The organism is Rothia sp. HMSC069C01 (assembly GCF_001814655.1).
Lineage (GTDB): Bacteria > Actinomycetota > Actinomycetes > Actinomycetales > Micrococcaceae > Rothia > Rothia dentocariosa.
The window spans coordinates 1-785 of the sequence record NZ_KV817395.1 but is presented as its reverse complement, the minus strand read 5'-3'; the positions used below and the strand labels follow the sequence as shown (position 1 = coordinate 785).

The 785-nt window shown below is 58.6% G+C and carries 2 protein-coding genes; both read right to left on the bottom strand.

Going from position 1 to position 785, the window contains the following annotated elements:
- Nucleotides 1–86: 86 nt before the first annotated feature.
- Nucleotides 87–323, bottom strand: a complete 237-nt coding sequence (locus HMPREF2981_RS05555) for a hypothetical protein (RefSeq protein WP_070661529.1) — start codon at nt 321–323, stop codon at nt 87–89.
- Between the two features lie 120 nt (nt 324–443).
- A partial coding sequence (locus HMPREF2981_RS05550) for a TilS substrate-binding domain-containing protein (RefSeq protein WP_210398819.1) occupies nt 444–785 on the bottom strand: 342 nt, incomplete at its 5' end.

The window sequence follows — 785 nt, the reverse complement described above, 5'->3', positions numbered from 1 at the left end:
GACTTAAATTCTGATGCGCGGCTTACGTTTCACGAGTGTCTGCTGGGGTGCTTTGGAAGAATGACCCCGAAAACACGAATAAACCGCTACCGCGCCGCCTTCGCCGTCTGCTCAGCCAGGTAAGTTGCGGTTTTCAGATCAAGATTCAGCTCTGTGCGGCGCAGCTCGCGAATCAGCTGAACCTCATCTTTCGCAGGGTCAAGACCCGCCTTATCCGCTACGGAACGAGCCCAATCGATGGCGGCTTCCATCGGTTCGTCTGCCTTCGCGAAGAGAACGGCAAGTTCCGCCCTCGGGTTCTTATCGCTGCCAAAAAGTCCCATGCTTTTTCCTTCCGTATACCACCGAATCCTTGTGATATATCGAGATTCAAGGATTTTCAGTACCTTGCTATCTTAACACGGCACTATAGCCACTTTGAGAGATGCAACACAATAACTGGCTTATGAAGTCGAAGGCTTCTCTTGCCGCTGGGAAATAAGTACCAGCGCATCCACGCGGGTGCCGGTGCGGGGATCGTGTACCCTACGGCGGCGGTAGGCACTCACATGCCCGGGCAGCTGCACCGGCCCGGCAGTGGCGTGCTCGGCAACGAACTCGTCAAGCGCCTGCAGCCGCTCAAATCCGGGGTTCTCCCCCTGCGCGGCGCGGGTCGCCAGGGCGAGCACGCGCATCCGAAGGGCAGGGTGCAGCGCCGCCGTTTCCGCGCGGTTCAGGGCAATAATGACGGGGGCGGGTTCTTCGGGGACAACATCCGTGGAGTGGTTGCCGGGCACCGTATCAGC